Here is a 22596-nt window from a genome sequence, read left to right on the forward strand (position 1 = left end):
CCTCGTAGATGGGTCGGATTAGTGGCCGGGTCCGTAGAGCCCGAAGCGCAGGTCGGGATCACCGGGGGTCCAGGTGTTGCTGAACTGGGATCGTTCGCCCATGGCGACGACCCGGCGCAGCAGCGCATCGCTGAGCTGCAGTTGCGCCGGCTCCCACTTCTTCAGCGCGGCGGCGACGTCGCCACCGGCTTGCTCCAGGGCGGCGGCCAGGGCCCAGCCGTCGGCCGCGGCCTTGGCGGTGCCCGCCGCCGCGTGCGGCCGTGCGGCGCAGGCGGCGTCGCCGATGAGGGCGGCCCGGCCCATGGCCATTCGGGTGGAGCGGGAGTCGGAGACCACCTGGAGGTAGGGCGCCTCGGTGGCCAGGACGACGTCGGCGATGGCGGGTGCCAGGTGCTCGCGGGCGGCCTGCTTCACCTCCGCGACGTAGCGGTCCTGCACCTGTCCCGGGTGCACCGACACGACACCGGGAAACCCCCGCTTGTCGATCAGCATCTCGGTCAGATCCGCTCCGGCAGGGGCGTTCCGGTACCAGACGTAGTTCATCTGGCGGTCCGCCAGCGCGAGGCCCTTCTCCCCGGGGATGGGGTACATCGTGATGTGCGAATTGGGGATCACCTGGTAGGTGATGGCGTCCTGAAGCACCTCGCGGGTGGCGGCGTCGAGGTCGCCGAGACGCACGGTGCCCCGCCACCCGACGTAACCCGAATAGCTCAGCGCCGAGTCGGGGTCGAACCGCTGCCGCGCGACCGAGGTGACGCCGTCGGCGAAGACAACCAGGTCTGCCGTCTCGCGCCGTCCGCTGACGAAGCGGACGGTGACACCGTCGGGTTCTTCGCCGAATCCGCAGGCATATTCGCCGTAGTGGTAGTGCTCGGTGCCGAAGTCGGCGAGCAGTGCCCGGTAGAACGTGCCCCACGACGTGTAGGTCCAGGTACTGCGTTCCCGGTACTCGACGTCGCCGGTGGGGGTGAGGTATTGGAGGTATGCCGTGGAGGTGCTCAGGTCGGACAGCTGCTGCGAGCTGCGTTCGGTGAACCACCGCACGGTGTCGGGCTGCAGCACGATGCCGCTGCCCCGCCCGTCGAGCGCGGTGGGGGTGCGCTCGTAGACGTCGACGGTGAAGCCGAGATCACGCAACAGCAGTGCCGTGGTGAGTCCGCCGATCGAGCCGCCGACGACGATGGCCGACGAGTTGGTGTAGTCGCTCACGAGGCGCTCTTCTCGATGTGATGGATGGGTTGTGACCCGGCGGGAGCCGGATCCGAAGGCAGTGGTTCACCGCGGGTTTCGCGGGCGAAGGCAAGTCCGATGATCGCGATCAGGCCGAACGCGGCCACCGATGCGGTGGCCAGGCCGAGGTTGCCGCCGAACCAGGAGGTCGCGATGGCTCCGGCTGTCAGCGGACCGAGTGCGGTGACGTAGCGTCCGACGCTGTTGCACACCGCCAATGCCGTGGCCCGCACGCTCGGCGGGAAGAGTTCGGGAGCGTAGATGAAGGTGCCGGAGAGGGCGCCGAAGAGTCCAAAGCCCAGAAGTGGCATGGCGAGCAGGAATTCGGCGTAGCCGCGGTCGAAAGGGAACGTCCAGGCAACGGTGGCGGCTGAGACGACGAAGCTGACCACGAACGCCTTGCGGCGACCGATCGCGTCGGCGAGGAAGCCCCAGGACGCGTAGCCGACGATGCCGCCCGCGTTGAACAGCATCGCCGCCGTGGCCACCCGATGGTCGGCCAGGCCGGTGGGCAGGCCCTCGGCCAGGCTCAGCTGCCGGATGATCTGCGGGTACCACGTCGACACGCTCCAGAACGAGATGAGCGCACCGGTTGCCAGCGCCGTGCAGATGAGCATCGGCCGCAGCAGCGGGGCAGCGAAGAGCCGCCGGAGGACGAAGCGGTCATGAGACGTGCTGGTGCCGTTGGCCTTCCGCTCGCGACGCGCGCTGAGGTGGGCACCGATCTCGGGCGGCTCCGGTACGAAGCGGCGGATGAACCACACCACCAGCGCGGGCAATCCCGCCAGCGCCAGCATGAACCGCCAGCCGTGGCTGCCGAGCAGGGCGTAGATCGCGGCCGCAGCGAAGAACCCCGCGGCGTAGCCCGACATCATGATGCCGCCCGCGCGGGCCCGGAAGCGGTTGCGCCACGTCTCGGCGATCAGCGCCGCCCCGACGGGGGCCTCGACGCCGGAGCCCAGCCCCGCGATGAACCGTAGGATGCCGAGCTGCCACCAGGTATCGGCGAAGGCCGCCAGCGCACTGAAGACGGCGTAGGTGAGGATGCCCAGCGACAGCACCCTGGTGCGGCCGAAGTAGTCGGCGAGGACGCCGAACAGGATGCCACCGGTCGCCCACCCGATGAGGAACAGGGCCACGGTCAGCCCGCCGTAGTAGCCGATCGCGGCGGGGCCGACGTGCACGCCACTGTTGGGCAGCAGCTCTCCCATGGCGGGTCCCAGCACCAGGATGTAGAGGCTGCCGGCGAAGCCGTCGAGCCCCCAGCCCAGGGTGGTGCCGGCCAAGACGAGCCACTGGGTGCGGCTGATCTCGCTGCGCCAGCCGGATCCACCTCCGGTGGGTGGAGCGGAATCGCGAGCCATGTCAGGTCCTTTCGTGGATGGCTTGGGGGAGCGGGTCAGTTCAGGCGGCCGGTGTCGGTTCCGCCGTACCAATCGACGGGTTCGGCCGCGGTCCTGACGACGATGGTCTTGATCCAGGAGAAGTCGTCGAAGGACTCGGACCCGGCATCCTTGCCGACGCCGGATTCCTTGACCCCGCCCCATGGCAGGGACGGCTCGAGGCGGTGGTGGTCGTTGATCCACACCATCCCGGCCACGATGGCCGACGCGACGCGGTGGGCCCGCCCGACGTCGGTGGTCCACACACCCGCACCCAGGCCGTACAGGTTGTCGTTGGCCATCCGGACGGCCTCGTCCTCGTCGTCGAACGGGATGACCACGGCGACCGGGCCGAAGATCTCCTCGCGTGCGACCGTCATGTCCATGGTGGCGTCGGCCAGCACCGTCGGCTCGAGGAAGAACCCGTCCCGCAACGGTTCTGGCAACGCGGGTACCCCACCGCCTGCCGCGAGCCGGGCGCCTTCGTCGACACCGGTCCGGACGAGGCTGCGGACCTTGCCCAGCTGGCGGGCGCTGATCAGCGGGCCCATCTGGGTGTCGGCGCTCGTCGGGTCGCCGATGCGGATGTCGCGGGCACGTGCCGACAGCGCCGTGACGAAGTCGTCGTAGATCCGGCGCTGCACCAGGAAACGTGAACCAGCGACGCAAGATTGGCCCGCGGCGACGAAGGCGGAGAACGCCGCACCCTCGGCGGCGGCGACCGGGTCGACGTCGTCGAACACCACGACCGGCGTCTTGCCGCCGAGTTCGGCGGTGACCCTGGCGAATCGCGATGCCGTCGCGATCGCCGCCGCCCGGCCGGCCTCGGTACCGCCGGTCAGCGTGATCTTGGCGACGTCGGGGTGCTGGGTGAGGCGGGCGCCGGCCTCGCGGGCGCCGGTGACGACGTTGACCACGCCGTCGGGCAACCCGGCGTCGGCCATGATCTCGGCGACGGCGATCGTGGTGAGCGGCGTCATCTCCGACGGCTTGACGACCACGGTGTTGCCGTTGGCCAGCGCGGCCGACAGACTGCGGGCCAGGATCAAAAGGGGGTGGTTGAACGGGGTGATGATGCCGCACACGCCGAGCGGCCGGCGCTCCTGGTAGGTCAGGTAGGGGCCGTCGCCCGGCAGCACGGCCTGGCGCTGAGCGGCCAGCAGACCGGCGTTGTAGCGGAACCACTCCGGCACCCGGGACAGCTGCGCGCGGGTCTCGGTGATCGGTCTGCCGTTGTTGCGGGCCTCGAGGGTGTACAGCCGGTCGGCGGACTCCTCGATCGCGTCGGCGATGCGCAGCAGCAACCGGGCGCGTTGGCTGCGAACCAAGGTGGGCCAAACTCCTTCGGAGAGCGCCGTCTTCGCCTTCGCCACGGCTGCATCGACACCGTCGGCCCCAAGTTCCGGGACCGTCTGGATGACGGCTCCGGTAGCGGGGTCGACGATGTCGCGCACCGCGGGCGCCACTGATGGGTCGAGACGGGTGTCTGGACGGGCGAGGTCTGGAACGGTGTCGGTCATGCTATGAGTGTCGTCACAGTCCGGAGGCTGCTCAATGTCGCCGGGCATACACTTCGGTCAATCGAATGTCGCCATCGACACTCGCGTGACATCCTGGCTGGCATGGCGACTGTCGATCCGGGGCGACGGCCCGGCATGGAACTGGTGACGTGGTTGAGTGCGCTGCGGGCGTTGAGCTCGGCGGCCACGTCGGCCACGTCGGCCACCGACCTCCGGCACGTCCTCGACCTCGTCGCCGACACCGCGAAATCGCTTCTGGGATTCGACTTCTGCGGTGTGCTGACCCCGGACGCGGCGGGGGAGAATCTGGTCGTCACCGGGTGGAGTGGGCTCTCGGCCGACTACGTCGCCCGGGTCAACAGCGACCGGCCGGTGCGGCTGAACAGCGGCTCACCGTCGAGCCGGGCCTTTCACGGCGGTGCGGCCGTCACCATCCGCGACATCGACGCCGAACCCGAATTCACCCCGTGGGGCGGGGTGGCGCGCGAGCAGGGTTACCGGGCCATCGTCTCCGTCCCGCTGGTCGCCGGTGACGACATCCTCGGCACGCTCAACGGTTACTACGCTCCGGTGCACACCTTCACCGACCACGAGATCGAACGACTGACGCTGCTGGCCAACCACGCCGCGATCGCGTTGGTCTCGGCCAGCCGGCTCGATCAGCTGCGCCAGCTCAACGAATCCCTGCGTGAGCAGCGCGATGCGCTGAGCCGTTCGGAGCGGATCCACGAGCGACTGCTCGCCGTGACGCTCCGCTCCGGTGGCCTCGCCGGCATCGCTGCGGTGCTTGCCGAGCTGATCGGCCGCCCCGTGCTCATCGACGACGCGCGCAACGTGGTGCTCGCGAGTGCCGGTGACGCCCGCGAACTGCCCGACGAGGAGGGCCGCTCGGCGACCACGGTCGACGGTTCCGTGTCGTCGACGCCGGTTCCGGTCCGGGTCGCCGACGGCGACTTCTACGTCTCGGTCGCGTGGCTCGGGGAGGATGCCGTGGCCCGAATCTGGTTCCCCAGGCTCGATTCCGTTTTGGACGCGGTGGGCGTGCGAGCCGTCGAGCACGCCTCGATCGTGATCTCGCTGGAGCTGATGCGCGACCGTACCGCCGCCGAGGTGGAGCATCGACTCCGCGGCGAGCTGCTGGCCGACCTCCTGCTCGACGGGGCCACGCCCTCGGAACGGCTGCTGGAACGCGCGCGACGCCTCGGCCACGATCTCAGCCTTGCGCACACCGCGATCGTCGGCGCCCTTGGCACCGCGGCCGAGCCCGTCGAGAGCCGCTTCTACCCGCGGGCGCTGACGATGGTCGGTGAGCTCGCCAGGACCCATCGGCCCCGCCCGCTGGTGGCGATGCACCGCGGGGACATCGTGACACTGTGGCCGGTCGACGACGAAGAAGGCGGTGCCGCAGCCGAATTGGTGCGGCGCGCGATGGGTGCGGCAGCGGTGGGCGGACCTGCCACCGTGGCCGTGTCGGGGCGGACCGCGCAAACCTACGGTGAGGCCTACCGGACAGCCAAGGGCGCGTTGGACATCGCGATGCGAGCGGGCCGGTCGAACACCGTCGTCCAGCTCGAGGACCTCGGAGTGCTTGGCCTGCTGCTGCAGCTCGACGACCCGGCGCAGCTGGTCGCCTTCGCCGGGCGGACGCTCGGCCCGCTGTTGGACTACGACCGGGCGCACCACACCGACCTCGTCGAGACGTTGCGGACCTACTTCGGCTGCAAGCTCGACCGTACTCGTGCGGCGCGCGCGCTGCACATCCATCCCAACACCGTCACGCAGCGGCTGCGGCGCATCGAGCAGCTGTGCGGCCTCGACCTGGCCGACCCGTCGGCGGCGCTGCAGATCAGCTCGGCGCTGATGGTGCAGGCCGTCGCGTCGGTGTAGGTCGGAACACCAGAGGGACGAGAGTATGTGCCGCCCGACATTGCGCCGCCGTGGGCGCGCACGGATCGTGGAGCCGTGAGCACCCACGACGTCGACCGTCGCCGACCGAGCGCATTGGTGATCGGTGGCTCGGTCGGGGGACTGGCCGCCGCACACGAACTGCGGGCCATCGGCGTCGACGTCACCGTCTACGAACGGTCCGTCGACCGCACTCAACCCCGGGGTGCCGGCATCGTCATGCAACCGGAGGTCGAGGGGCTGCTGCGTAGCCTCGGCAGGTCTGTGCCGTCGGTCAGCGTCGAGCTCACCGAGCGCCAACAGTTGCATCGCGACGGCCGGGTGGCCCGCTACCACGCCCCGCAGTGGATGACCGCGTGGGACACCTTGTACACCGCGCTGCGGGAACCGCTGCCGGCGGCGAGCCATCGCCTGGACAGCACGCTGGCGGGGCTTTCGGTCGAGGACCGCCGGGTCACGGCGACGTTCGCCGACGGCCACACCGCCGAGGCCGACCTGCTGATCGGTGCCGACGGGGTGGGCTCGACCACCCGGACGCTGGCGGGCATTCACGGCGGTGTCACCTACCCCGGTTACGTCGCCTTCCGCGGGCTGGAGCCGGAAGACGATCTGCCAGAGCCGCTCCGGAGTCTGCTGGCCGAACGGTTCACCTCCTTCGGCGCGCCCGGCATGCAGATGCTGAGCTACCTGGTGCCCGGTGCCAACGGTGAGCGCCACCGCGGAGCGCGGCGCGTCAACTGGGTCTGGTACCTCAACACCCCGGAGCGCGACCTGGGCCGATTGCTCACCGGACGCTCAGGGCGGCACTACGAGAACTTCCTTCCGCCAGGCGAATCGACGCAGGAGGTCGACACCGCGCTGGCCACCCTCGCCGAGAAGGCCCTGCCCGAACGCTTCGCCGAACTGGTCGCGCTCTCGGCGGTGTTCATGCAACCGGTGTTCGACCGCGCCCCGTCGAGGATGGTCGCCGACCGGGTGATGCTGATCGGCGATGCGGCGGGCACGGTGCGTCCGCACACCGCGTCGGGAACCTCGAAGGCACTTGGTGACGCGGCCGCCCTCGCCTACGCGCTCGAGGGATGGCAGCCGCCGGCGGCGCTGCCGGCACGGCGCCTCGCCCACTGGGAGGACCAGCGGCTGGCGCACGTGAACGCCGTGGCCGGTGCCGGTATCCGGCTGGCCGCGCAGTCGATGCTGGGGGCGGCCGGGCCGGACTACCGGCTAGCAGCAGGAGACGATGGCGGTCAGCCGACTCGACGTGCAGCCCCCCGATGAGCAAGGCTGATGGAGTGACGGCGATCAGCGATGTCCCAGGCGGTCCGATCGGCAGGCCCGTCGACCGCGTGGAGGGTACCGACAAGGTGACCGGGCGGGCACGCTATACCGCCGACGTGGACGTGCCCGGGCTCCTCTACGCCGCGCTCGTCCAGTCGGAGATCCCGCACGGCACCGTGACGCCGGAGTCATTGCAAGCCAGCACCGACCGGGCGCTAGCGCTGCCCGGGGTGCGGCACGTGCTCACCGCGCTGAATTGTCCTCCGCTGCAACCGCCGCCACGGTCGCTGAGCTACGACCTGCCATTGGAACGCAGGCCACCGCTGTCCGACCTCACCGTCCAGCACGTCGGGCAGCACATGGCGCTGGTGATCGCCGACTCGATGGAGGACGCGGCGTACGCGGCCTCGTCGTTCACCCTGGCCTACCGGCCGGCGGCTCCTCAGCTGAGCGCTCGGCAGGTGCTCGCCGAGCCGCCGCTGGCCGACGACCCCGACGGTCGCGTCCGCCATGGCGCCTACCAGCCCGACCACTTCGTCAAACTCGAGGACGAGAAGCTCCAGGACCACCGCGGTGAGGCCGCCGAACCGGCTGGGGCGAGCCGGATTGCGGCGACCTACACGACTCCGGTCAACGCGCACTACCCGATCGAGCTCGCCGCCACCATCGCTCGATGGGACGGTGGCGTCCTCACGGTGCACGACACCACTCGGTGGATCACGGGTGAACGCACGGCGTTGGCCGCCTATCTGGGCATCCCCGAGGCCAACATCCGCATCCTGGCCCCGCTGGTGGGTGGGGCCTTCGGCTCGAAGAGCTTCCTCTGGATGCACGTGGCGCTGTGTGCCGTCGCGGCCCGGGAGGTTCGCCGGCCCGTCAAGCTGGTGCTCACCCGCGACCAGATGTTCTCCTCGACCGGGCACCGGCCGCGCACCGAACAGCACCTGTCCCTGGTGGCCGACGACGAGGCCCGGCTGCTCAGCACCGAACAGCACACGCTGACCGAGACCTCGACCGTCGCGCACTTCTGCGAACCGACCGGGCTGTCGGCGCGGATCCTCTATCACTCGCCGAGACTGTCGGTGTCGCACACCGTAGCCCGAATCAACGCTGCCACACCGTGTTTCATGCGTGGGCCGGGGGAGGCGCCGGGACTGTTCGCCCTCGAGGTCGCAATGGACGAACTCGCCGTGGCGGCCTGCGTGGACCCGCTGGAACTTCGGCTGCGCAACGAGGCGGAGTGCGACCAGGCCAGCGGCCGGCCGTGGTCGGGCAAGCACCTGCGGGAGTGCTATCTGCGGGGTGCCGAACGCTTCGGGTGGGCGCAGCGGCCGATGGCGCCGCGCTCGCTGCGCCGCGACGGCGTCCAGGTCGGCTGGGGCATGGCCACCGCCACCTATCCCGGACGGCGCATGCCCGCGAGTTGCCGCGTCGACACCGACGCCGCGGGTACGGTGCGATTCGCCTCGGCCACCCACGAGGTGGGCCAGGGTGTCCGGACGGTGATGACCCAGATCGCCGCGCAGGCCACGGGTCTCGACCTGGCGAGCGTGATGTTCGAGTCCGGCGATTCGTCGTTCCCGGACGCGCCCTACAGCGGCGCGTCGCAGACGACGGCCACCGTCGGCTCGGCAGTTCACCAGGCGGCCGTCGAATGGCGAAATCGGCTGCTGCACATGGACTCCGATTCCGGTGCGACGCTGGTCGAGCGGTTACGGCGACTGAGCCCCGAGCAGCTCGAGACGCTGACCTTCACCGTCACCAGCGGCGGAGCCGAGGACGGCCCGGTGTCGCAGTCCTTCGGCGCGCACTTCTGCGAGGTCGAGGTCGACGAGGAGATTGGCCGCGCCACCGTGACGCGGTGGGTCGCGATGCTGGACTGCGGGCGGGTGCTCAACCCGAAGCTGGCCCGCAATCAGGTGATGGGCGGCATTACGTTCGGCCTCGGCATGGCGCTGCTCGAGCAGGTGCCCTACGACCCCAACACCGCCCAGCTGATCGGCGAGTACTACCTGCCCACCCACGCCGACCGGCCGGAGTTCGACATCGGCTTCGTCGACGTCCCCGATTTCGGCCTCGACCCGGTCGGCGTGCGGGGCATCGGGGAGATCGGCACCTGCGGGGTGCCCGCGGCGATCCTCAACGCGATCTTCCACGCCACCGGCAAGCGGATGCGCGACCTGCCCGTCACCCTGGAGGACCTGATGACCCCGTTCGCCGACCAGCCCGCGACCGAAGGCACCCGATGAGAGACGTCACGTTGCGCGTCAACGGCGTTCCGCACACCGTCCCCGCCGACGTCCGCTCGACGCTGCTGGACCTGCTGCGCGAGACCTTGCACCTCACCGGAACCAAGAAGGGGTGCGACCACGGACTGTGCGGGGCGTGCACGGTGGCGGTCGACGGCGAGCGCGTGTTGAGCTGCCTGACGCTCGCGGCGTCCATCGACGGCAGTGACGTCCTCACCATCGAGGGCATCGGCGCCGACGACGAACTGCACCCGCTGCAGCGGGCCTTCGTCGAACACGACGGCTTCCAGTGCGGGTACTGCACGCCGGGGCAGATCTCCTCGGCGCACGCGATGCTGCGCGAGCACGCCAGGGGGGACCTGTCCACCGCCTCGTTCGAGGCGGGCCGCTCGACCGTGTGCACCGGCCCAACGGAGTTGACCCACGGCGAGATTCGCGAGCGGATGGCTGGCAACGTCTGCCGGTGCGGCGCCTACGCCAACATCGTCGACGCGATCTTGTGCGTGGCCAGGGGGCAGCAGCCATGAAGACCTTCGAATTCGAGCACGCCGCGGACGTCGCGGGCGCCATCGAGCGGGTCGTCGCGACCGGCGGCAAGTACTACGCCGGTGGCACCAACCTGCTCGACCTGATGAAGGGCGGAGTCGAGACGCCGCCCGCGCTGATCGATCTCCGCCGCTTGGGGTTGACCAACGTCATCGAGACCGAGACCGGCGGCGTGCTGATCGAATCCGGGGTCACCAACAGCGCCGTCGCCAACCATCCGCTGATCCGCACCCGATACCCCGTGCTGTCGCAAGCGATCCTGTCCGGTGCGACCACCCAGCTGCGCAACATGGCCACCGCCGGGGGAAACCTGCTGCAGCGCACCCGGTGTCCCTACTTCATGGACGCCGCCTTCGTGCGGTGCAACAAGCGTGTGTCCGGATCGGGGTGCGCAGCCCGCGACGGCGCCAACAGGGAACACGCCATCTTCGGAGCCAGCGACTCCTGCGTGGCCGTCCACCCGTCGGACATGGCCATCGCGCTGGCCATCCTGGACGCCACGGTGCACGTCCAGGGCCCCGATGGCGCGCGCACGATCGCGATCGCGGACTTCTTCCGGCTGCCCGGTGACGAGCCGCACCGCGACGACACGCTGCGCGCAGCGGAGCTCATCGTCGGCATCGAGCTGCCGCCGTCGCCGTTCGCCGAGCACTCCTGGTACCTGAAGGTGCGCGACCGCCACAGCTACGCGTTCGCCCTGGTGTCGGTCGCGGCGGGCCTGCGCCTCGAGGACGGCGTGATCCAAACGGCCGCCATCGCCATGGGTGGTGTCGCGGCGAAGCCCTGGCGGGTGCCCGACGCCGAGGCGCTCCTGCTGGGTGAACGGCCAACGCGCGCCATCTTCCGGCACGTCGCCGAACGCATGATGGTCGGCGCGCAACCGTTGAGCCAGAACGGCTTCAAGGTCGACCTCGGCCGACATGCGGTGGTGCGGGCGCTGACCAAGGCCGCCACCGAGTGAGTGCGGCGGTCACCGGGTCACTTCGCGTCGTCGACCGTCTTGTCCTGATTGCCAGGGGCCGAGCAGAACGCAAGCGTCCGGTCCACCATCGTCTGGACGTCGGAGGTGGACGCGTTGCGGCCGTTGCGGGCCTTGAGCACGTTCGCGACGGTGGCGCTTCTGGTGTCGCGGCTCATGCCGGTGAAGTCCCGGCAGCTGGTCGACTGGTCGCCGATTCCCGCGCAGCCCGTGAGGGCGACGCCGATGGCGGCCAACACCGCGGTGGTTCGGTACATGGCTCGACGCTACGGGATGAGCCTGGACGTCAGAGCACGACCGCGATCTCGTCGCTCAGGTGGTAGCGCGAAGCCAGCGGAAGGACGTCCCCGCTCCAGAACTTGCCGGGGTCGAACCAGTTGGTGTCCTTGTCACCTACCAGCAGCCCCATCTCCTGGTAGGTGACCGCGACGGTCTCGGCGCAGTAGGCGGTCTCGAAGCCGACCTTGCGGCGCTCGGCCCGCTTGCGGCTGGTGTGCTTGCGGGCCTGCTCGTCGAGCAGCGGGATGCCGCGGGTCCAGTCGGTGAGCGTCGGCACTCGACCCCGGAACCACCGGGCGGTCAGCTTGGCGGTGCTCGGGAACGCGGTGCCGTCCATCCTGGCGATGACGCGCAGCAGGGCGTCCTCCTGGGCGCGGTCGGCGTACGGCGTCAGCTGCCGCAGCCAGCACCGCTGACCGTAGGTGAGCATCCACCGCTCGACCGCCTGGCGCAGGTCGTTGAGCTGGACACCGCGGTGATGCCCGCCGCTCCACAGGCACTCCAGCTTGTCGCCGAGTTCGGCATGCCAGATCAGCGGCGGCAGGTCGTCGATCGCGACCGTCATGCCGACGTGGTTGACCGGGGCGTTGGTCATCGTCTGGATCGCGCGGTCGGGGCCGGAGGCGCCGCGGAAGAGCCAGATGTCGCCGGTCCGGGTCTCGGCCAATGCGTCGTCGAGCGTCACCGTATTCGCCTTCACCAGGGAAGCTTAGGCAGACTGAGTCGATGCGAAGCGTGTGGAAGTGGATCGGGCTGGCCGGTGTCGCCGGGGTGGTGGCCGGCGGCGTGTTCGTCGCGCGGGACCAGCGCAAGCGAAATGCATACGCGCCGGACGACATTCGGGCCAAGCTGCACCAGCGACTGGCCGAGTCGGACACGTTCGGCCACGAGGCGTAGGAGCTCTCCCACATGACACCGTCGCGTTTCGGTCGGCTCCTGGTCGCAGTGCTGTCCGTCGGTGCCATGCTCGCGGGCTGCGCCCAGCCCGGTGGGCCGACACCGGTGTCGGCGTCCGTCCCGGCGCTGGGGCTGCCGCTGCCCACGCTACCCACCACCACGTCGGCGAACCCGGCCCCGACCGACTACACGCCGCTGCTACTGCAGGCCGCCGAGGTGAACCAGGCCGGTGACGACTACGCGTCCCCACCACCGATCCGAGACCCCGACGGCGTCAAGGGCGCCGAGGTGCTGATGACCAACGCGGACCAGTCACGTGCGCTGGGCATCACCATCGTGCTGCCTCCGGACCCCGCGTCGGTGCCCGACGAACTGCGCAAGGCCCAGAGCGATCTGTCCACCGTGGTGCCGACGGCGCCTGCGCAACCGGTGCCGGTCGGTACGGGCGGCCTGATGTTCACGGGCATGTCGCACGACGGGCTCAAGGCCGTCACGGCGCTGGTCTTCGGCCAGGACCGTGCCATCGTGCGGATCGACTTCTACACCCGCCCGGACGTCATCACCCCGCGCGACTATGCGCTGGACGTCGGGCAGCGCCAGGCGATCGCCGTGCGGGTGGGGCTGGCTCTGATCAAGTAGCCGCCGCGGTGACGGCGTACAGGCGGTGCGTTCCGCCAAACCCCTTGAGCTCGACGTCACGGCCGTCGTCGAAGCCGACGTCCGCCAGGACGACGGCATCGCGGACGGACTCGCTGACCAGTACTTCGCCGCCGGCGGCCGCCGCGGCGACCCGGGCCGCCATCGCCACGTTGCGGCCGAACAGGTCATCACCGCGGCGTACCGACTTGCCGGCGTGGATGCCGATGCGCACCCGAATCCCGTTGGACCGCTTGGCAAGTTCGCGCTGGACGTCCAGGCTGCAGCGGACGGCCCGTTCGGGTTCGGCGAACGCGATCATGAACCCGTCGCCCTGGCTCTTGACCACGTAGCCGTCGTGGCGCCTGACATGGCGGCCGACCATCCTGGCGTGCCGGTCGATGAGCCGGACGAAGGCGCGGTCGCCGATGCGTTCGTTGAGGGAGGTGGACTCCTCGATGTCGGAGAACAGGATGGTGACCCGGCCGTTGGGCGCCAGCCGGGCCAGATCGGGGCGTTCGACGGTGGCCCAGTCGGCGAGGTCCTCGATGTTGGAGCGGACGGCCGCGCCGAGCCCCTCCTTGCGCAGGATGGTGGCCGTCTGCCACACGGTCTTGACGGCTTCGCGGCCACCCGAGATGAGGTTGGTGCGGGTGTCGAGCCGGCGGCGAAGATCGTTCAGCTCGACGTCGCGGGCGCGCACCCGCCGCCACAGCACCCCGATCGCAACGGCCTCGCCGACGGCGATGGCGATCAGTACGTAGACCGCGATCATCGTGGGGGTGCGCGCGCCGCTACCGGTAGAACGCCGCGGTGACGGTGCCGAGGTCGAAGTAGTCCCGCCACGCCGCAATGCGGCCGTCGCGCACCTCGAAGACTCCCATCACTGGCAGCTCGAGGCGGCCGCCGTCGGTCCGGCGCATCACGTCGGTGCGCTCGTTCATCACCACGTTGCCCTGGCCGAACTGGCGATGCACGGTGAAGTCGATGCCGTCGAACCCATCGAGCATGACGGCGAGGAAGTCCTTGATCGCCGCACGGCCCTCGGCGGGCGGCATCGGAATGTTGTGGTACACGGCGTCATCGGTGAAGTAACTCAGGATGCGCTCGGGATCGGGGTCGGCCCACAGAGCACAGAACTCGGTCACCAGCTCGTCGGCGGACTGCGCCATGTCTCGATTCACCAGCCTTCGGTCAGCACGCGGTCCAGTGCCGCGACGTAGAAGTCCGCGCCCGCCATGTCCAGGCACAGCGGCGGTTTGGTCTTGAGGATGTTCTTCCGCTCGCCGGTGGGCTGAATCACCACGCCGAGCTCGAGCATGCGGTCGCAGATGGCCGCGGTCTCCTCGGTGGCGGGCTCCAGCGTCTGCGGGTCGCGGACCATCTCGACGCCGAGGTACAGCCCCATCCCGTGCACCGTGCCGATGATCGGGTGACGCTCGCGCAGTTTCAGCAGCTGAGACTTGAGATGCCTGCCGACCCGGGAGGCGTTCCCTTGCAGGTCCTCGTCGCGGAGCACGTCGAGGACGGTCATCCCGATCGCGCAGGACAGCGGGCTGCCGCCGGTCGAGGAGAAGAAGTACCCCTGCGAGCTGAACGCGTCCGCGATCGCCCGGCTGGTGATGACGGCACCGAGGGGATAGCCGTTGCCGGTCGACTTCGCGATCGACACGATGTCGGGCACCACCTGCTGCTGCTCGAAGCCCCAGAACCATTCGCCCAACCGGCCATAACCGACCTGCACCTCGTCGGCGACCGCGTAACCGCCCGCCGCGCGGACGGCGGCGTAGACCTGGCTCAGATACCCGTCGGGCAGGGCCATGCCACCGGCATTGCCGTACACCGACTCGCAGATGAACCCGGCGGGCGGCCGGCCCGCTGCGACCAGCTCGTCGATCGTGGCGACCGCATCGAGGGCGTACCGGGCGGCGTCGGCGCCCCGGTAGGTACCGCGAAAGCTGTTGGGCGACTCCACCACGTGGATCCAGTCCGGCCGGGTCTCCAGTGCGTTCGGGTTGTCGGCCGTCGAGGTCGACACGGCGTCGGTGGCGTAGGTCCACCCGTGGTAGGCCTCACCGACCGCGATCACGTCGCGGTGGCCCGACACCGCGATCGCCAACCGCAGTGCCAGATCGCTTGCCTCCGAACCGGAGTTGACGAGGAACACGGTGTCCAGCGGATCCGGCAGCAGGGCGGCCAGTCGCTCGCTGAAGTCGACGACCGCCGCGTAGTTGAACCGGGAGTTGGTGTTCAGCCGGCGCAGCTGCCGATTGGCGGTGTCGGCCACCCGCGGATGCGCATGCCCCAGCACCGTGACGTTGTTGACCATGTCGAGGTACACCCGGCCCGCGGTCGACATCAGATGGTGCCGACGCCCGCGCTCGATCTGCGGCGGATCGGCGTAGTAGTGCTCCTGCACGCGGGCGAAGCTCTCGTCGCGGCGCGCCAACAGGTTTCGAGCCGCGGTGTCGGGCACGTCGGACAGACCGAGCAGCGGCCGCGGGTCACGCGTCAGCGCCGCCCAGCCGGGCGCGAGCTCGGCGCTGGAGAAGGCGGGTGCGACGGGGGCGCCCGTCGGTCGCACCCCAATGGTGGTCCAGCCGCCCCCGGTCAGCGTCGCCACCGGCGCACCGGCCTCGAGGGCGCCGGTGGCTGCGGCCGTCCCGGAGACGGTGAGCTCGTATTCGGGGCCGCGCAGCGTGAATCCACCGTCGTGCGAATCGATCTCACCAGCCCAGGGCGCCCGCAGCGTGACGGTGTCGGCGGGCCAAAGCGAGATGCCGGTGGCAACGACGTCGGGTGAGTCCTGGCTCAGCCGCGGCGCCCTGGTCAGGTTCGCCTCGCCGAACCGGGTGACGACGAGCGTCGCGCCGTCGTCGATTGCCTGGTGCGCCAATCCGTCCTGGAAGGCCTGGTCCCACGGGCCCTCCGCTGCGGTGTCGAAGACCTCGGAGACCGTGGAGAGGTCGAGCGTGCGAACGGTTTCCGCGTCGAGACCATCGATCAACGCCGCACCCTTGACCGGCGCTGGGGTGGCGGAGAGGCCAAGCTCGGCCCGGATCACGGCCGTCATCAGGTCCACCGGAACGGACGTGGCGCGCTCGAACATCCGCAGCTCGTCATCGGACTGGTTGGTCAGGTAGTCGTTGTCCGGATCGAGCAGCGCCTGCTGGGCGCCGCTGACCAGCAGTACCGCGGTGCGCAGCACCAGTAGTGGCCAAAGGGCGTCGGCTTCCGCGGCGCTTAGCGGGCGGATGGCATGAAAGGCCTTGACGCCAGGCAGGATCGAGGTCGGCGACGATCCGGGGTGACCGAGAACCGACGACAGGGTGATGGCTGCCTCGGAGACCGCCCAGGTGTCGGACAGGTCGCCGAAGTCGATGATGCCGTCCGGCTGCCGGAGCGCACCGCCACCGGGGGCGGCGGCGACGACGTTGGCGTCGGTGAGATCGAGATGTACCGCCTGGCAGGGTAGTTCGTCGGCCAGCGGGACGAGGCGGTCCCAGGCCTCGGTGGCCGACGCGATGATGCGGGCTCGCAGGACGGGGTCCTCGACGTGCGAGGCGAGCGAGGCCACCACGTCGTGCGCGTGGCGCAGGTCCCACTGCAGGGCGCGGTCCAGACCCGGATGGTGGAAGTCGGCGAGTGCCCGGCTGACCCGGGCCGCCACCTCACCCATCTTCGCGACCACGCTCGGCGCCAGGTATCCGAGGCCGACGAGGGTGCCGCCGGGCAGGTAGCGCAACAATCGCACGTGCGCGGTGCCGCCGAGCAGGTCGTCGACGGAGGTCGAGACCTCACCGTCGAGGTTGGGAAGCGGCACCGCGACGCGCAGTGCCGGCTCCGCGTCGGCGATCAGTGCGGCCGCCGCATCCTGGGCGGCCAACTCGAGCGCCGTGAAGGCGGGGTTGGCGATCTTCAGCACCCCGGCGGGCTGCTCACCGGCACCGAACACCAGGAAGTTCTTGTCCTGGTTGCTGCCAAGCGATTCCGCCCGCGCGCTCAGCCCGTAGTGCGCCGCCAGTAGTTTCTCGGCCTGCTGCTCGGTGACGCGAGGTGCCGGCAGCTCCGGCTGTTCGAGGAAGTTGAAGCCCACGGTGTTGATCTTGCCGCTCATCGGGACACGAAGTCCGCGACGACCTCGCTAAAGGCGTCGTTGTCGTCTCCGGCCGCGGTGTGGCCCGCGTCGCTCAGCTCGACGAACTCCGCGCGCGGCACCTTCGTCAGGAAGTCTTGCACGCCCTCGGCGCTCACCACGTCGGACAGCTTGCCGCGGATCAACAGAATCGGGATCTCCAGGTTGATCGCCGCGCGTTCCAGCTGGTCCATCCGGTCGAACGGATCGTCGCCCGGCTTGGTGAGGAACGCCGGATCCCAATGCCAGTACCACCGGCCGCCGCGCAGCCGCAGGTTCTTCTTCAGCCCCTCCGGACTGCGGGGCCTGCTGCGGTGCGGCAGGTACGCCGCGACGGCGTCGGCCGCCTCGTCGAGTGAGTCGAAGCCGTCGATGCCGCTGAACATGAAGTCGCGGATGCGGGCGCTGCCGTCCTTCTCGAACCGCGGCACCACGTCCACCAGCACCAGCTTGGTGACGAAGTCCGCACCCGCCTCGTGCGCGGCGAGGATGCCGGTGAGCCCGCCCATGCTGGCGCCGATCAGCACCGTCGGACGGCCGATCTGGTAGATCACCTGCAAGGTATCGGCGCACAGCGACTCGACGGAGTAACTCGCGGTGGGCGAGCGGTCGCTGTCGCCGTGGCCGCGGCTATCCAGCGCGACGACGTGGAAACCGCCGTCGGCGAGGATCTGGCCGGTGTTCTTCCAGGAGTGCCGATTCTGGCCACCGCCGTGCAGCATCAGAATGCTCGGGCGGTCCGCGTCGAGGTCGGCGTCGCGGTTCCACTCGTCGGCGACCAATGTCAGATCGTCGCGGCCGCGGAACTCCACCACCGCCGAGGTGCTGCTCGCCCTGCTCGTTGACATCCGCACTTCCTTCCGCCGAGCCCGCGCTCACGTTACCCAGTGCGATGAGTTCCTCCGATGTCATGGGTCTGATTCCAGGACCGCATTGCGACAGGAGACGAGAGCCATGCCATCGATCACGCCATCACTCTGGTTCGACGACGATCTCGAGGAGGCGGCCGCGTTCTACACGGCGGTGTTCCCGAACTCCCACGTCGAGGGGTTCACCCGCTACACCGAGACCGGCCCCGGCACACCCGGCCGGGTGATGGCCGGATCGTTCGTGCTCGACGGCCAGCGCTTCGTCGGCATCAACGGCGGCCCGCTGTTCCCGTTCACCGAAGCGGTGTCCTTCGTCGTGCACTGCGCCGACCAGGACGAGGTCGACCACTACTGGACCCGCCTGCTCGACGGTGGCGAGGAGTCGCAGTGCGGCTGGCTCAAGGACCGCTTCGGGCTCAGCTGGCAGATCGTCCCCGACCGGCTGCTGGAGTTGACCGGTGATCCCGATCCGGCCAAGGCCGCAGCCGCGACCACGGCGATGCTGGCGATGCGCAAGATCGTGATCGCCGATCTGGAGGCCGCCGTCCGCGACGTGTGACCGACGCCTCGAGTTCTATGGTGATCGAGATGACCGAACCACGATGGATCGACCTCCCGACGCCCGACGTGCAGCTGCGGGCGCTGTCCTGGGGGCCGGAGGACGCGCCGATCGCACTGTGCCTGCACGGTTTTCCGGACACGGCGCACGGCTGGCGCAAGGTCGCCCCGCACCTGGTCGACGCGGGCTGGCGGGTGGTCGCGCCGTTCATGCGCGGTTACGCCCCGTCGTCGACGTCGGTGGACGGCAGCTATCACGTCGGGGCGTTGATGGACGACGCACTGCGGGTGCTCGAGGCCGCGGGCGCGACGGGTCGCGACGTGCTCGTCGGCCACGACTGGGGTGCCATCGCAGGCGCCGGGCTGGCCGCCATGCCCGACGGCCCGTTCACCAAGGCCGTCATCATGTCGGTGCCCCCGGCCGGCACGTTCCGCGGTCGGGTGCCCGACGTCGCCCGGCTGGCCGCCCGGCTGCCGCGCCAGCTGCTGCGCAGCTGGTACATCGCCTACTTCCAGCTGCCGCTCCTGCCAGAACGGTCCGCCCGATGGGTGGTGCCCCGGCTGTGGCGGCAATGGTCACCCACCTACGACGCGGCCGAGGACGTGGCCCTGGTGCTCGACGCCATCGGGGCACCGCAGAACTGGCGGGCGGCCCTGGGCTACTACCGGGCCACCATCCGGGGGAGCCGGCCGCCGGCCCGCTACGCCGAGTTGCACGAGTACTGGCTGGCCCGGCTGGTGCTGCCGACGCTGTATCTGCACGGCGCCGAGGACGGCTGCGCCTCGGCGGACTACACCCGGTGGGTGCGGCCCGCGCTGCCTGCCGGCAGTGTGGCCGAGATCGTCGGCGGCGCAGGACACTTCATGCAACTCGACCGGCCCGATGAGGTCGCCCGTCTCATCCTGGACTTCATCGGCCGCTAGCGGTCCTCGAGCCCCGGGTGGCTAGCCTTGGACCCATGACCGTACGGCGACTCGCGCCGATCGACGCGCAGACGTTCTGGTTGGCGCCGACCATGCCGAACGACACCTTTCTGCTGTTCGGCTTCGCGGGCGTCGCGAGCGACCTCGAGCACGCGCTGTCCGAGGTGCGGGCGAGGGCGCGCGGATGCCAGGACCTTTCGCTGCGCGTCGACGACCGCGGGTCGTGCCACTACCCGGCCTGGGAGCGTCGCGACGTCGACCGGTCGCAGTTCGTGGTCCACGACCTCGACGACCGCACCTGGGCCGGCTGCCTGGCCGGGGTCGGTGCACTGATGGGCCATCAGGTGGACGCTGCCGACCGAGCCTGGCGGTTGCACGTGTTCCCCGACGTCGTCGGCATGCCCGGGGTTTCGGGGGCGGGCACCGTTGCGGTACTGCAGATCTCGCACGCCCTCGGAGGTGGTGGCCGCACCTCGGCGCACGCCGCGCTGATCTTCGGCAGGCCGGGTGTCGCAGTGCCCGACGTCCACCCGCCGGAGGCCGGCCCATGGGCCATGGTGCGCAACGGGATCCGGGCTGCGCGGGCCCATCGCGAGCTGCTCGCCGACCAGGCAGCCGGCGGCGTGCCAGGTCCGGCTGGTCCGAGGCCGCTGCTGCGCACCAACGGCCTGCCCTCGGGTGCCCGCCGCCTCGGCATGGTCGTCCGGCCCCGCTCGGCGCTTGGCGGACCGACGGTGACCGTTGCGGCGCTCGCCGCGATCTCCACGGCGCTGGCCGGGCAGCTGCGCGCGCTCGGTGACGACCCGTCGGCGCTCGGCGCCGAGGTGCCGATGGCCAAGTCGCCACCACGGTTGGCGTACAACCACTTCGGCAACGTCGGCATTGGCCTTCACCCCGACCTGCCGGGGCGGGACCGGATGGAGATGATCGCCGATGAGCTCGCCGCGCGCCGACGCCGTGCTGCCCACGTTGCGATGCGCGCCTCGGACCTGGCGTTCGCCTCGACACCCGCGTCGCTGTTGCGCTGGGGCATGCGGCGTTTCGATCCGTACCTGAGGGTGGACGCGGTGACCGGCAATACCGTGGTGTCCAGTGTCAACTGCGGGGCGGCGGACTTCGGCTTCGGCGGGGCGCCCGTGGTCATGGCGTCGGCGTTCGCGGCGCTGTCCCCGATGATGGGGCTGACGCACGTCGTCGTCGGAGTCGGTGACACCGTGACGATCGGCGTGCATGCGGCCGACTCGGCACTGGGCGGGGCTGGCGGGCTCGACGACTACCTGGCGCGGCTGCAGGCGGCGCTGCCCTCGCGCTGACCCCGCCCGACGGCGAAACCGGACGAATGCCGCCACCGAATCTAGAACACGTTCTAATCTGAACGTCATGGGTTTTCTGAAGCAGGAAGTGCCCGTCATCGACTTCGAGGAGTGGAGCAAGGGCACCCGGGCCGAGCGGATCGTCCCGATGGCGCGGCACTGGGCCGAGGTGGGCTTTGGCACCCCCGTCGCGCTGCACCTCTTCTACGTGGTCAAGATCCTGCTGTACGTGCTCGGCGGCTGGCTCGTCGCGCTCGGGACGACGGGGATCGATGGGTTCACCAACGTCGGATCCTGGTACGCCGAACCCATCGTGTTCGAGAAGGTCGTGCTGTACACGATGCTGTTCGAGGTCATCGGCCTCGGCTGCGGTTTCGGGCCGCTCAACAACCGCTTCTTCCCGCCGATGGGATCCATCCTCTACTGGCTGCGGCCGGGCACCATCCGCCTACCACCCTGGCCCGGCCGCATCCCGCTGACCAGGGGCAGCGGCCGCACGCCGGTGGACGTCGCCCTCTACGGGGCGCTGCTGGTGGTGCTCGTCATCGCGCTGTGCTCCGACGGCACCGGCCCGGTCCCGGCGCTCGGGACCGAGGTCGGGGTGCTACCCGCCTGGCAGATCTGGGCGGTGCTCGGCCTGCTCGCGGTGGCGGGTCTGCGCGACAAGGTGATCTTCCTGGCCGCCCGCGGCGAGGTCTACGGGTCCTTCACGGTGGCGTTCCTGTTCGCGGGCTTCGGCGTCGACATGATCATCGCGGCCAAGATCGTCTGCCTCGTCATCTGGATGGGGGCGGCGACCTCGAAGCTCAACAAGCACTTCCCGTTCGTCATCTCCACGATGATGAGCAACAACCCGGTGTTCCGGCCCAAGGCCATCAAGCGCAAGTTCTTCGAGCACTTCCCCGACGACCTGCGCCCCGGGCGGCTGTCGCGCATCGTCGCGCACGTCAGCACCGCCATCGAGATGCTGGTGCCGCTGGTGCTGTTCTTCTCCCACGGGGGCTGGCCGACGACGATCGCCGCGATCGTGATGATCTGCTTTCACTTCGGCATCCTGTCGTCCATTCCGATGGGCGTGCCGCTGGAGTGGAACGTCTTCATGATCTTCGGCGTGCTGACATTGTTCGTCGGCCGCGCGCAGGTCGGCCTCGGTGATCTGACGACACCGTGGCCGGCCGTGCTGTTCGCAGTGCTCGCCGGCACGGTCGCGCTGGGAAACCTGTTCCCGCGCAAGGTGTCCTTCCTGCCAGGCATGCGGTACTACGCGGGCAACTGGGACACCTCGCTGTGGTGTCTTACGCCCTCGGCGGAGGCGAAGATCGCCAACGGCATCGTCGCGATCGCCAGCATGCCGGCCGCGCAGCTGGAGAAGTTCTACGGCAGCAAGGAGGCCGCGCAGATCCCGATGTACATGGGATATGCGTTCCGCGCCTTCAATACTCACGGCCGGGCGATGTTCACCCTTGCCCATCGGGCGATGGCCGGGCGCGACGAGGCCGACTACACGCTGACCGACGGGGAGCGGCTCGTCAGCACCGCGATCGGATGGAACTTCGGCGACGGCCACATGAGCAACGAGCAACTCGTCGAGGCACTGCAGCAGCGGTGCCACTTCGAGCCGGGTGAGGTGCGCATCGTGATGCTCGATGCCCAGCCCATCCACCAGCAGCAGCAGGAGTACCGGTTGGTGGACGCCGCCACGGGCGAGTTCGAGCGCGGCATCGTCCGGGTGGCCGACATGGTCACGCGCCAGCCGTGGGACGACGAGGTGCCGGTCTACCCGACGTGGTCGGGGCGAACTAGCTGTTCTTCACGGGCAGGTTGTGAACGCTGAGGCGTTCGATGGGTGACTTGCCGCCGATGCCGGTGTGGGGTCGATGGTGATTGTAGAGATGGACC

20 protein-coding genes are annotated in these 22596 nt (G+C 69.8%); 11 read left to right on the forward strand and 9 right to left on the reverse strand.

What is annotated here, in order from left to right; genetic code table 11:
• Nucleotides 1–18: 18 nt before the first annotated feature.
• Genes SBI80_RS13170 through SBI80_RS13180 form a run of 3 tightly spaced genes read right to left on the reverse strand, consistent with a single transcriptional unit; the run spans nt 19 to nt 4132 of the window.
• Nucleotides 19–1209 carry an FAD binding domain-containing protein gene (locus SBI80_RS13170; protein WP_318975171.1) on the reverse strand — a complete coding sequence of 397 codons (1191 nt, stop codon included), beginning with the start codon at nt 1207–1209 and terminating at the stop codon, nt 19–21.
• Nucleotides 1206–2594: an MFS transporter gene (locus SBI80_RS13175; protein ID WP_318975173.1), complete on the reverse strand. Its 1389-nt coding sequence runs from the start codon at nt 2592–2594 to the stop codon at nt 1206–1208. Before SBI80_RS13175 ends, SBI80_RS13170 begins: the two co-directional genes overlap by 4 nt.
• Nucleotides 2595–2629: 35 nt before the next feature.
• Nucleotides 2630–4132 (reverse strand): aldehyde dehydrogenase family protein, encoded by a 1503-nt coding sequence (locus tag SBI80_RS13180; protein WP_318975175.1) that lies wholly within the window; start codon nt 4130–4132, stop codon nt 2630–2632.
• A 102-nt stretch (nt 4133–4234) separates the two neighbouring features.
• Between SBI80_RS13180 and SBI80_RS13185 the strand changes: the two genes are divergently transcribed.
• The 5 genes from SBI80_RS13185 (at nt 4235) to SBI80_RS13205 (ending at nt 11068) form a co-directional block, all read left to right on the forward strand.
• Nucleotides 4235–6019 carry a helix-turn-helix domain-containing protein gene (locus SBI80_RS13185; protein WP_318975176.1) on the forward strand — a complete coding sequence of 595 codons (1785 nt, stop codon included), beginning with the start codon at nt 4235–4237 and terminating at the stop codon, nt 6017–6019.
• A gap of 75 nt (nt 6020–6094) precedes the next feature.
• Nucleotides 6095–7312 (forward strand): FAD binding domain-containing protein, encoded by a 1218-nt coding sequence (locus tag SBI80_RS13190; protein WP_318975178.1) that lies wholly within the window; start codon nt 6095–6097, stop codon nt 7310–7312.
• The gene (locus tag SBI80_RS13195) at nt 7309–9561 is read left to right on the forward strand and encodes a xanthine dehydrogenase family protein molybdopterin-binding subunit (RefSeq protein WP_318975180.1); all 2253 of its coding nucleotides are present in this window, start codon (nt 7309–7311) and stop codon (nt 9559–9561) included. The genes SBI80_RS13190 and SBI80_RS13195 overlap by 4 nt, the downstream gene beginning before the upstream one ends.
• On the forward strand, nt 9558–10088 hold the full coding sequence (locus SBI80_RS13200) for a (2Fe-2S)-binding protein (RefSeq protein WP_318975182.1): 531 nt from the start codon (nt 9558–9560) through the stop codon (nt 10086–10088). The genes SBI80_RS13195 and SBI80_RS13200 overlap by 4 nt, the downstream gene beginning before the upstream one ends.
• Complete coding sequence (locus SBI80_RS13205; RefSeq protein ID WP_318975184.1) at nt 10085–11068, forward strand: FAD binding domain-containing protein; 984 nt, start codon at nt 10085–10087, stop codon at nt 11066–11068. The genes SBI80_RS13200 and SBI80_RS13205 overlap by 4 nt, the downstream gene beginning before the upstream one ends.
• A 17-nt stretch (nt 11069–11085) precedes the next feature.
• On the opposite strand, the gene SBI80_RS13210 is transcribed toward SBI80_RS13205, so the two are convergent.
• Together SBI80_RS13210 and SBI80_RS13215 are read right to left on the reverse strand one after the other, a co-directional pair.
• On the reverse strand, nt 11086–11343 hold the full coding sequence (locus SBI80_RS13210) for a hypothetical protein (RefSeq protein WP_318975186.1): 258 nt from the start codon (nt 11341–11343) through the stop codon (nt 11086–11088).
• Nucleotides 11344–11372: 29 nt separating this feature from the next.
• Nucleotides 11373–12050: a guanylate cyclase gene (locus SBI80_RS13215; protein WP_318975264.1), complete on the reverse strand. Its 678-nt coding sequence runs from the start codon at nt 12048–12050 to the stop codon at nt 11373–11375.
• A 41-nt stretch (nt 12051–12091) separates the two neighbouring features.
• Between SBI80_RS13215 and SBI80_RS13220 the strand changes: the two genes are divergently transcribed.
• A complete protein-coding gene (locus SBI80_RS13220) occupies nt 12092–12262 on the forward strand; it encodes a hypothetical protein (RefSeq protein ID WP_318975187.1) in 171 nt (56 codons plus the stop codon).
• 12 nt (nt 12263–12274) lie between these two features.
• Complete coding sequence (locus SBI80_RS13225) at nt 12275–12901, forward strand: hypothetical protein (protein ID WP_318975189.1); 627 nt, start codon at nt 12275–12277, stop codon at nt 12899–12901.
• Here the strand turns inward: SBI80_RS13225 and SBI80_RS13230 are convergent.
• Genes SBI80_RS13230 through SBI80_RS13245 form a run of 4 tightly spaced genes read right to left on the reverse strand, consistent with a single transcriptional unit; the run spans nt 12894 to nt 17881 of the window.
• On the reverse strand, nt 12894–13673 hold the full coding sequence (locus SBI80_RS13230; protein ID WP_318975191.1) for an adenylate/guanylate cyclase domain-containing protein: 780 nt from the start codon (nt 13671–13673) through the stop codon (nt 12894–12896). The two genes, SBI80_RS13225 and SBI80_RS13230, sit on opposite strands and share 8 nt — an antisense overlap.
• A gap of 19 nt (nt 13674–13692) precedes the next feature.
• Nucleotides 13693–14070, reverse strand: coding sequence for a nuclear transport factor 2 family protein (locus SBI80_RS13235; protein ID WP_318975193.1), 378 nt, complete (start codon nt 14068–14070; stop codon nt 13693–13695).
• 8 nt (nt 14071–14078) lie between these two features.
• Nucleotides 14079–17015, reverse strand: coding sequence for an aminotransferase (locus SBI80_RS13240; protein ID WP_318975195.1), 2937 nt, complete (start codon nt 17013–17015; stop codon nt 14079–14081).
• Complete coding sequence (locus SBI80_RS13245) at nt 17012–17881, reverse strand: alpha/beta fold hydrolase (RefSeq protein WP_318975197.1); 870 nt, start codon at nt 17879–17881, stop codon at nt 17012–17014. The genes SBI80_RS13240 and SBI80_RS13245 overlap by 4 nt, the downstream gene beginning before the upstream one ends.
• 106 nt (nt 17882–17987) lie before the next feature.
• On the opposite strand from SBI80_RS13245, the gene SBI80_RS13250 reads away from it, so the two are divergent.
• The 4 genes from SBI80_RS13250 (at nt 17988) to SBI80_RS13265 (ending at nt 22531) form a co-directional block, all read left to right on the forward strand.
• Nucleotides 17988–18461 carry a VOC family protein gene (locus SBI80_RS13250; RefSeq protein WP_318975198.1) on the forward strand — a complete coding sequence of 158 codons (474 nt, stop codon included), beginning with the start codon at nt 17988–17990 and terminating at the stop codon, nt 18459–18461.
• Nucleotides 18462–18490: 29 nt separating this feature from the next.
• Nucleotides 18491–19384, forward strand: a complete 894-nt coding sequence (locus SBI80_RS13255) for an alpha/beta fold hydrolase (protein WP_318975199.1) — start codon at nt 18491–18493, stop codon at nt 19382–19384.
• 35 nt (nt 19385–19419) lie between these two features.
• Nucleotides 19420–20697: a WS/DGAT domain-containing protein gene (locus SBI80_RS13260; RefSeq protein ID WP_318975201.1), complete on the forward strand. Its 1278-nt coding sequence runs from the start codon at nt 19420–19422 to the stop codon at nt 20695–20697.
• Nucleotides 20698–20764: 67 nt separating this feature from the next.
• Nucleotides 20765–22531, forward strand: coding sequence for a DUF3556 domain-containing protein (locus SBI80_RS13265; RefSeq protein WP_318975202.1), 1767 nt, complete (start codon nt 20765–20767; stop codon nt 22529–22531).
• The last annotated feature ends 65 nt before the right edge of the window (nt 22532–22596 follow it).

Origin of the sequence: Mycolicibacterium sichuanense, from assembly GCF_033741125.1 — a bacterium.
GTDB lineage: Bacteria > Actinomycetota > Actinomycetes > Mycobacteriales > Mycobacteriaceae > Mycobacterium.

Excerpts from the sequence above, each read along its gene's own strand:
- SBI80_RS13185 (WP_318975176.1), top strand. The coding sequence starts at position 4,235 with ATGGCGACTGTCGATCCGGGGCGACGGCCCGGCATGGAACTGGTGACG.
- SBI80_RS13175 (WP_318975173.1), bottom strand. The coding sequence starts at position 2,594 with ATGGCTCGCGATTCCGCTCCACCCACCGGAGGTGGATCCGGCTGGCGC.
- SBI80_RS13265 (WP_318975202.1), top strand. The coding sequence starts at position 20,765 with ATGGGTTTTCTGAAGCAGGAAGTGCCCGTCATCGACTTCGAGGAGTGG.
- SBI80_RS13245 (WP_318975197.1), bottom strand. The coding sequence starts at position 17,881 with ATGTCAACGAGCAGGGCGAGCAGCACCTCGGCGGTGGTGGAGTTCCGC.
- SBI80_RS13240 (WP_318975195.1), bottom strand. The coding sequence starts at position 17,015 with ATGAGCGGCAAGATCAACACCGTGGGCTTCAACTTCCTCGAACAGCCG.
- SBI80_RS13210 (WP_318975186.1), bottom strand. The coding sequence starts at position 11,343 with ATGTACCGAACCACCGCGGTGTTGGCCGCCATCGGCGTCGCCCTCACG.
- SBI80_RS13205 (WP_318975184.1), top strand. The coding sequence starts at position 10,085 with ATGAAGACCTTCGAATTCGAGCACGCCGCGGACGTCGCGGGCGCCATC.
- SBI80_RS13225 (WP_318975189.1), top strand. The coding sequence starts at position 12,275 with ATGACACCGTCGCGTTTCGGTCGGCTCCTGGTCGCAGTGCTGTCCGTC.
- SBI80_RS13260 (WP_318975201.1), top strand. The coding sequence starts at position 19,420 with ATGACCGTACGGCGACTCGCGCCGATCGACGCGCAGACGTTCTGGTTG.
- SBI80_RS13255 (WP_318975199.1), top strand. The coding sequence starts at position 18,491 with ATGACCGAACCACGATGGATCGACCTCCCGACGCCCGACGTGCAGCTG.
- SBI80_RS13195 (WP_318975180.1), top strand. The coding sequence starts at position 7,309 with ATGAGCAAGGCTGATGGAGTGACGGCGATCAGCGATGTCCCAGGCGGT.
- SBI80_RS13230 (WP_318975191.1), bottom strand. The coding sequence starts at position 13,673 with ATGATCGCGGTCTACGTACTGATCGCCATCGCCGTCGGCGAGGCCGTT.
- SBI80_RS13180 (WP_318975175.1), bottom strand. The coding sequence starts at position 4,132 with ATGACCGACACCGTTCCAGACCTCGCCCGTCCAGACACCCGTCTCGAC.
- SBI80_RS13220 (WP_318975187.1), top strand. The coding sequence starts at position 12,092 with ATGCGAAGCGTGTGGAAGTGGATCGGGCTGGCCGGTGTCGCCGGGGTG.
- SBI80_RS13235 (WP_318975193.1), bottom strand. The coding sequence starts at position 14,070 with ATGGCGCAGTCCGCCGACGAGCTGGTGACCGAGTTCTGTGCTCTGTGG.
- SBI80_RS13200 (WP_318975182.1), top strand. The coding sequence starts at position 9,558 with ATGAGAGACGTCACGTTGCGCGTCAACGGCGTTCCGCACACCGTCCCC.
- SBI80_RS13250 (WP_318975198.1), top strand. The coding sequence starts at position 17,988 with ATGCCATCGATCACGCCATCACTCTGGTTCGACGACGATCTCGAGGAG.